The sequence below is a fragment of the Natronomonas sp. genome (assembly GCF_046483325.1).
GTDB lineage: Archaea > Halobacteriota > Halobacteria > Halobacteriales > Haloarculaceae > Natronomonas.
Map to the genome: position 1 here is coordinate 1 of NZ_JAWODL010000032.1, position 8,020 is coordinate 8,020.

The 8,020-nt window shown below is 60.3% G+C and carries 7 protein-coding genes; 5 read left to right on the top strand and 2 right to left on the bottom strand.

Features of this window, described 5'->3' with window-relative positions:
• Window positions 1–140: 140 nt before the first annotated feature.
• On the bottom strand, window positions 141–1,730 hold the full coding sequence (locus R6U53_RS09565; RefSeq protein WP_410322138.1) for an orc1/cdc6 family replication initiation protein: 1,590 nt from the start codon (window positions 1,728–1,730) through the stop codon (window positions 141–143).
• A gap of 1,201 nt (window positions 1,731–2,931) precedes the next feature.
• Here R6U53_RS09565 and R6U53_RS09570 point away from each other — a divergent pair.
• Window positions 2,932–4,017: a translation initiation factor 2 gene (locus R6U53_RS09570; protein ID WP_410322139.1), complete on the top strand. Its 1,086-nt coding sequence runs from the start codon at window positions 2,932–2,934 to the stop codon at window positions 4,015–4,017.
• Window positions 4,018–4,354: 337 nt separating this feature from the next.
• A complete protein-coding gene (locus R6U53_RS09575; RefSeq protein WP_410322140.1) occupies window positions 4,355–5,032 on the top strand; it encodes a DUF2270 domain-containing protein in 678 nt (225 codons plus the stop codon).
• 107 nt (window positions 5,033–5,139) lie between these two features.
• On the opposite strand, the gene R6U53_RS09580 is transcribed toward R6U53_RS09575, so the two are convergent.
• Window positions 5,140–5,295, bottom strand: a complete 156-nt coding sequence (locus R6U53_RS09580; RefSeq protein ID WP_410322141.1) for a hypothetical protein — start codon at window positions 5,293–5,295, stop codon at window positions 5,140–5,142.
• Window positions 5,296–5,676: 381 nt separating this feature from the next.
• On the opposite strand from R6U53_RS09580, the gene R6U53_RS09585 reads away from it, so the two are divergent.
• From R6U53_RS09585 to R6U53_RS09595, 3 genes are all read left to right on the top strand, one after another.
• Window positions 5,677–6,153, top strand: a complete 477-nt coding sequence (locus R6U53_RS09585; protein ID WP_410322142.1) for an Lrp/AsnC family transcriptional regulator — start codon at window positions 5,677–5,679, stop codon at window positions 6,151–6,153.
• A 197-nt stretch (window positions 6,154–6,350) separates the two neighbouring features.
• A complete protein-coding gene (locus R6U53_RS09590) occupies window positions 6,351–6,701 on the top strand; it encodes an ArsR family transcriptional regulator (protein ID WP_410322143.1) in 351 nt (116 codons plus the stop codon).
• A gap of 485 nt (window positions 6,702–7,186) precedes the next feature.
• Window positions 7,187–8,002, top strand: a complete 816-nt coding sequence (locus R6U53_RS09595; protein ID WP_410322144.1) for a carotenoid oxygenase family protein — start codon at window positions 7,187–7,189, stop codon at window positions 8,000–8,002.
• The last annotated feature ends 18 nt before the right edge of the window (window positions 8,003–8,020 follow it).

An 8,020-nucleotide genomic window follows, 5' to 3' on the forward strand; every position in this document is an offset into this window, starting at 1 on the left:
CGATAGAGGGGTGTGTCGAACCGCGACGCAGGTCGGAGGTTGTCGAGTCCCGTCGTGTGTGGACTGCCAACAGACAGCCCGTACACATCGATAGAGGGGTGTCTGGCGAATCGTCGTATTCCGACGAGTAACGGGTCCGGCTACGTCTGGTTCCGGATCTGTGCGTTGACGACGGATTGGACCTCGTCTTCGGAAACCATCTCCATTCGAGAGTCCTCGCGCAGCGTCTCGAGGATCGTCTCCGGCCGTTCGCCGAACTGGAATTCGAGAAACATCCCCGAGCTGGGGCCGTGACTTCGCCGCTCGAAGTCGACGAGCGAGTACGTGGTCAGCTCCTTCATCTTGTTGACGTACGTTTCCTGATGGTACTGATCGGCGTCGATCGCGCCGGTCAGGTACTGATACACGCGGTACCCCGTCGTGCTCCGCGCCGTCCCGTCGCTCGTCTGTGCGGCGACCGCCGCCGTCGCGTATAAGCAGAGCTTCTTCTGCGTGCTGATCCCGCGGACGACCTCGAGGACCCGATTCTTCTCCACTTTCGCCTGTGCGGCTCGCACGTGCTGCTCGCGAACGCGAGCGTCGCCCTCGCGCTCGGCGAGCTCACCGGCGACTCGCATGAGGTCGATCGCCTTCCGGGCGTCACCGTGCGTCTGCGCTGCGAAGGCCGCTGCGAGCGGGATCACGTCGTCGTCGACGACGTCGTCGTGGAAGGCGTCTTGCCGTCGCCGGAGGATCGCCTGGAGCTGATTCGCGTCGTAATCGTCGAAATGGACGTCTTCCGGCGTGAACGAACTGATCGCACGGCTTCCCACGGACTCCATCATTTTCGTGTCGTTCGAGATCGCGACGACCGAGATATACGCGTTCAGTTCGTCGTTCGCTCCGGCCCGTGAGAGCTGATACAGGAGTCGAGAAAACGCGGGCTCCTGCTTATCGCGCCGTCCGACGAGCATGTCCAACTCGTCGAGGACGAACGCGGCGGAATCGAAGTTCTCGTTCACGATCCGGTAGAGTTCGTCCCACTTCTCTTTCGTCGCGACCCCGTGTTTCGGAACCCGGACGTCGACGCCGGCCTCGTCGGCGGCCTGTTGAGCGAGTTCGTAGACTGCGACTCCGAGGGTGTCCAGATCTTGGCAATTCACTTCGATGGTCCCGAATCGAATGTCCCGTGAGTCACAGATCCGGCTAATGTTGTTACAGACCGCCTTCGTGATGAGTGACTTTCCCGTCCCAGAAGGCCCATACAGGAACAGGTTCGGCGGGCGGTTGTCCCCGAGGGCGACGCGGAGCATTTTCGTGACTTCCTGCAGTTGCGCGTCGCGACCGACGATGCGGTCCTCCTCGACGACGAAATTGGGATCGAGCAGCGATCGGTCACGGATGAGCCCTTTCTGCTCGTCGAACTCGAGGAGCATCTCCTCGATCGACTGCGGAGAGCTCTCGACTGTCCCGTCGACCGACTGATCGTCGTCGGATGATAGGCCGTTATCGGACGGCCTGTCGTCGTCGGATGATAGGCCATTGTCGGACGGCCTGTCGTCGTCGGATGATAGGCCGTCGTCAGATGATTGGCCGTCCTCGGACGACCGGTTGTCCTCGGACGCCTGGGATGACAAGGGATCTCGCGACGACTCAGATCGGGTCGCACTCGAAAGATCGGTTTGAGCCGTAGTCTCGCCCTCCTTCGATCCCGGGTCATCAACGAGATCATCGGAGTCGTCAGTACCCATACGTCGGCAGACACCGGCCGGTATGAAAAAGGTTCGCACCTCTATCGAAGTGTGATTCGCCGTGTTAGATTGAACGCTGGTTTTATTAAGCCGATATCGGCGACTACCCAGAGCAAGTCCGCCAGCGTCTGACGATGTGTTCTCATTCACGGAGTGGGAGACACACACCCCTCTATCGATGTGTTCGATGTGTTTTGGGGGTGGGGGTCAGTCGGGGAGGTCGAGGCGAGAAAGCGCCGTGAGACGTCTGAAAGCCGCCAAAACCACGTTATATCGCCTCTTTGTCGGTTCTAGCGCACTCTCTTTCTCTTCTTTTCTTTCATTCTATTACCAAACAACACACACACCCCTCTATCGATGTGTTCGATGTGTTTGGGTAGCGTCTTATCTGTCGTTCTAATGGCAACGGAACTCTTACGGCCGTCTTCTGTACTACACGGGTATATACGGGCGTCTCCTATCGGTTTTTGGCGAATACGACGACACCAGCGATATCCCACACCCCTCACTCCACGTGATGCCAGTACCCGAAACACATCGATAGAGGGGTGTGTGTCTTCAACGCTTGACCGGTATCACCGTCGAGGCGAAACTCCGGCTATCGATGGAGCTCAACTACGCTTTCAACGCGAGGTCTGTTTTCCCTTCAGTGTGATCTCGATAGCAAAGCAAACACATCGATACCGGAGCGAACACATCGATACCGGAGCGAACACATCGATAGAGGGGTGTGTGTCTCCGAGTAACCATCCCGAATCGAGGTCGTCACACTCCGCCCGATTTCCTCCGGGTCCCCCGACGTCGCCTCACTCGATATTCGGATGGGGAGTTCGTTTTGTGGTCCGAGAGCTCGACGCACCGTTCGAGTGCTTGACGTACAGCCCGAGAGGTCGTCCTACGATGCGATTCTCGCGTGTTTAACCAACATTCGAATCGCTTGCGAGAGATTGTTGGTTAACGCCTATGAGGCCGCCGACACTACTACCATCTATTAGCCGCAAACCGACAGCCAATGACGGCCGTCGTTCGCATATTCGTCCGACATCGCTCCGCCGTGTTCTGTCGTCGACGCGGCGGTGATGCTAGTTCGGCCCGAGGTCCGCTTGAGGTTCCTCACGGAGCGCTCCGCCCCGATTCAGAAGACCCAACGGACGTTGCGTGGCGCGTGCTTCGCGGGGAAACGACTGCTGAGGGTTTCACTTTGCTTCGATCTGGCGAGCCGCTAGCGATCTCCGACGACGGAACCGACCAAACCGTGTTCCCGTTCCTGTTCGAGGCGATCGGACACGACGACCCCCTGCACGACCCCCCAGACGAAGGCGAGTGGGTCGTGCCGACGGCGCTGCTGGATCGTGACACCGCTCCGGGACTGTGGCAGAGCTACCGCCGCGTGGCCCCCGACGTCGAAACCGTTCGCGCGGACGACAGCCACGGGGCCACGTGGCTCTCCCTCCGTGCACTCGAGGTCGTTCGCGATACGGCCGGGGAGATCGCGTTTGGAACGGCCGCCGATGGCCTCGAGCGAGTCAGAACCACCGCGAGAGAACTGCGAACCGCCCGTCCGAGCATGGTCGTCATTCAGAACCGCATCGATCGAACGATGAGTTCGGCGCCCGCGACACCTCACGCCGTCCACGACCGTGCGGTAGACACGATCGACGCCGCTCTCGATGCCGACCTGCGAGCGGCAGAGGCGGCCGCGAACGCGATCACCGATATTAGCGGGGCGGTCGTCACGCTGTCGCGGTCGGGAACCGTGGCCGAAACGCTCCGCCGGACCGGTCGGTCCGTGCTCGTCGGCGAGTCGCGGCCGGCCCGTGAGGGCGTTACCACGGCGGAGGAGTTGGCCGCCGCCGGCCTCGACGTGACACTCACGACCGACGCTGCACTTCCGGGGCGGCTCCGGGAGGGTGACGTCTCGTGCGTCCTCTTCGGCGCCGATCGAATCCTGTCGAGCAGCGACGTGGTGAACAAGGTCGGTTCGTACCCGCTCGCGGTAGCGGCACTCGCCAACGACGTCCCGGTCGTCGTCGTCGCTACAACGGACAAAATCACGGACGCGGACGAGCCGGTCTCTGAGTCAGGAGCCTCGGCTGACGTGTACGACGGTGAGTGCGCCGTCACGGTTTCGAACCCGATCTTCGAGCGGATCCCGGCCGATCTGATTCACGGCATCGCGACTGAAGACGGACTTCTCGATGCTCCGACGATCGCACGGCTAGCCGGCAAACACCGGTCGATATCCGCGTGGACCGCGATCTCAGACGACGATAACGCACGCGAGTAGCCGGACTCGACCCCCTGAAAAAAGACGTTTCGCTCTGCGGAATCACCCAAGTAATCCTCGCACGGATTCTCGCGGAGACCACGGCACAGGTCGTCGATCTCGACGTGTTCACGCCCGCCGAACTGAGCCGTCGGTTCGCCGTCAGCTCCGTCGCCTTCGCCGATCTGACGTTCGACGCCGTCGGTGCGGTCACCGTGACAGCTCGGAGCACCGACCAGTTACACGGCCTTTTTCGGTTTATCCGATCCTATTATATATGAATCAATCTGCTAGCGACGCGTACCGGCGTTCTAGTCCCACCGGTTATTAAGACGGTTGCGCACGAAATTTGGAAATCATGTCTGAAGACGAGCTCGAAGCGGATAGCTCCGAGAACGGCCAGAGCGTAGGTAGACGGATAGCCGGGGACCTGTCGGCGTACGTCTCGCTCGCAGGCGATTATTACCGCGGGGAAATCGACCGGGCGACCACCTGGAGAGCTCGGCTGGATCAGACGACGAACTGGGCAGTCGTTATCGTCGCGGCGGTGCTCACCTGGGCTTTTTCCGGTGACAATCGGCCCCACTACGTCATCCTCATTGGTGTCATCGGCGTCACGACGTTCCTCCTGATGGAAGCCAACCGGTATCGGGAGTACGACGCGTGGCGCCATCGCGTTCGAAAGCTGCAGCGGAACCTGTTCGCCGAAGCCTTCTCTCCGGGGCATTCTCCGAACGCCGATTGGCAGGACGAACTGGGAGAGGAACTTCGGGAGCCGGCGATCGAGATCTCCTTTCGCGGCGCCTTGCATCATCGGCTCCGTCGATCCTATCTCGCCTTACTGTCCGTCCTCCTGCTGGCGTGGGCGGCGCGTGTCACCGCCTATCAACCGGAAGAGGCGTGGCAGCAGACGGCGTCGATTCTGGGGTTGCCCGGCGAAGCGGTCGTCGGCGTCGTTGTCGTGTTCTTCGCCGTCATCGTCGTTCTCACCTTGTGGTCCGCCCGGGAGGATCGGACACGTGAGTTCCAAGTGTAAACTCTCTCGGGGTCACGCTCCGAGGTTTCCCGACGTTCCGTCTGACACTCTCGCACGACCCGCTCTCGCGACGGCCTCTCGCCGTCGACGTCGTTATCCGGAGCGAGTCAGAGCGTCGCGTCGATCGCGACCGGGCCGACCGCGGCCAGCGCCGAGCTACCGCCGAAGATCACCGCGAGGAACACCACCGACCCGAGGGCGACGAGGCGGAGGTGCCCCGCGGAGGAGATATCCGCGTGGACGCCTCCGAGGCGGCGGGTCACGAATGGATACCCCAGCGCGACCAGCCGCCTCTCGTGATGGATACGGCCCCTGTGCGCACGGCAGTCTTGACAGACATCAATCATCTCAACGACGGGGATCGACACGCGAATCCCCCGATCGACCGCCACCGGGTCAAAATATGTTAGTGAATTAGTATCTTGCCAGAACCATCGAAGAGTAGACACGCCCTCTGATCCCAAACACTCTCTTACGACAAGGATACCACAGTAATCATATGCCTCTCTATAATACAAACGTGAGTTATACCGGGGTGTCAGTCTCTACACCGAGCGATTCGGGGGAGAGCATCTCACATACTAACCGTTTCGGTAGAGTCGGTCCGCTCAGATTTTTGCTTCGCGCCCCCCTAATAGTACAATATGGACAATAATCCGATCGACGATATTGACCGGAGTATCCTCCATCAACTCCAACTCGACGCCCGGCAGACCGATACGGAGATTGGTAAAAAGGTGGACGTGACTTCCACGACGGTCCGCAATCGCCTCGACAAACTCGAACATAACGTAATCCAGGGGTACCACCCCGAGATCAACTACGAACAAGCGGGCTACCCCCTCCATGTTCTGTTCGTCTGTACGGTCAATCCGAGTGAGCTGAAGGCGCTGACAAGAGACGCTCTCGACGTTCAGGGCGTGGTGAGTACCCGAGAACTGCTGGGAGGCGAACGGAATTCACACGTCGAGGTTGTCGCCGGTACGGTCAGAGAGGTCGAAGAGATTCGCAACGATCTGGCGGACCTGGGCCTAGCGATCAACAGCTCTGAGATTATTTCCGAGGCCGAAGTCCAACCATGGGACCGCTTCTATCCACGGGCGGGTCCAGACGCGGACTAGGACCACGGGACGGTTCGTTCACAATAAAACAGAGCAAGAACACCGCTTGAAAAATTCGAATTTGTAACCGTCGACTGCCGCTCGGTACTGGCAATCTGTTTTAATATGTCTATAAAAATACGACGTAACTTTGCTTTTTCAAATGTCAATTCGGGCTAAAATGAAAAGATTATGTATTAGCGTGTTCCTGTCAGAGTATGGCCGAGTCGCCCGAAGCGGCTGATCCGATCAAAAGCTATCGACTCAACCAGATGTTTGAGATACTGAAACATCCGTTTCGGCGGCGAGTTCTCCTCCGTCTTAGCGAACACACTCCTCGCAGCGAAGCGGAGCTAACTGCCGGCGCCCTCACAACCAGCGAAGACGAGCCGGACGTTCTCACGATCCAACTTCGTCACCACCATTTCCCGAAACTCGCCGACACGGGTTATATCGAGTGGGACCAATCGACCGACACGATCGACCGTGGCCCGAAATTCGACGAAATCAAACCGCTGCTCAAACTGGTGCGCGAGTATCAAGACGAGTTTCCCGAGATGGGTCATTAGACCGCCTCGGAACCCATCTGCGGACCGAAATTCGGCGCGGCTCTGTTGAAATCTGATTCCACCGAAACTCCCGTCTCGCGCGGCTGGTCTCTGAATGTCGCGTGTTGAAAGATCTGTATGACAGAATAACAGTTAATTTATATACAAATAGTTTGTACTATTCGCCGGGTCAGGGACAGCGTTTTATTTTCGTGTTAGGTTCTCTGCCCCCGTGGGACGTCGCTGCACGTCACGCGCTTTCGGTGCGCGTAATTCTCTCGCTGTCGCTCACGGCAGGTCAGACCGTCTCACCCGCCGAGGAGTTCGACGGAGCCGGTGTTTTTCCGACGGTCGTGCCGCGCACGTACCGCGTATCAGTCGCGAGGAGCGGCCCTTTGCTGGTTCCGACCGTCCCGTCGACCTCCGGCTCGCCGAACGGAGGTCCGCGAGGTCCTGTCAGTCCACGAAACCGATGGTAATAGGCCCGCGCGGCCGTACTGTGCAGTGTGAACGCATCTACCGACTACCGCGCCGGACTCCGCACGCAGCGCGAAGAAATCGAGAACGAACGCCTCTCCGTCGACGGGTCGTTTCCGGACTGGCTCACCGGCGATCTCGTCGGGAACGGTCCGGGGCAGTTCGAGGCCGGCGACACGCGGCTGCGTCACTGGTTCGATCCGCTGGCGATGCTGCGCCGGTTCCGGATCGACGACGGCGAGGTGACGTACGCGAATCGGTTCGTCGGGAGCCGCGACTACGAGTTCGCGGAGCGCAACGGCGGCGTCCGGACCCCGTTTCCCGGGACGCCGCCCGACCGCCCCCTCTGGACGCGGATCCGACAGGTCCTCGACGGGACGTTCCCCGACAACCCCGTCATCGGCGTCCAGCGGTTCGGCGACGAGTTCGCGGCGATAACCGAGTCACCGACTGCGCTGACGTTCGATCCCGACACGCTCGAGACGACGGGTCGAAAGGACCTCACCGCGGGGCTCGACAGCGACCTCACCCTCGCTCACGTTCACTACGACCGCGACGAGGGCGTGTTCTATAACCTCGGCGTTTCGTACGGTCGCGAGACGGTGTATACGCTGTTTCGGCGGCCGGCGGACGGCGGTACGCCGACGCCGTTGGATGATCACAGCGCCGGCCCGCTTGCCGTCGGTCACCAGGTGGCGAGCGGTCTGGGCGTCGTACGATGTCTCCACATGCAGGTTCTCCGTCTGCGACAGGATGTCCAGCACCGTAGCGGCCATCTCGCCCCCGTGGTGGTCCACCACCGGCAAGTCCATCACCCAAACCGCTGGGTGGTCCGGGCGATCTGAATCGCGGGGCCCGTGTGT